We start from the raw sequence: 223 nt of genomic DNA on the forward strand, positions 1-223 counted from the left end.
GCGACTGGCGCGTTGGCGCCTGGGACAAGTTGGGTCATGCGCGTACAGCTCCGATGGCCAGTTCGACCAGATCATCTGCAGTACGGCCGTTGGTAACCTGACCAACTGCGGTGAAATCCCAGCCTGCGGGGGTGCGCGCCAGATAGGACATCACAACGCCGGTATGCTGGCCTTTCTCGGACAGATCAAAGCGGCCCAGTTCGTTGCGGCTGCCCAAATCGAC

Annotated in this window: 1 pseudogene; it reads right to left on the reverse strand. The window is 61.4% G+C overall.

Annotated elements, in window-relative coordinates:
* Positions 1–34: 34 nt before the first annotated feature.
* Positions 35–223 (reverse strand): annotated as a pseudogene (locus ALO43_RS16145) (TerD family protein); the annotation flags it as partial.

The organism is Pseudomonas tremae (assembly GCF_001401155.1).
Taxonomy (GTDB): domain Bacteria; phylum Pseudomonadota; class Gammaproteobacteria; order Pseudomonadales; family Pseudomonadaceae; genus Aquipseudomonas; species Aquipseudomonas tremae.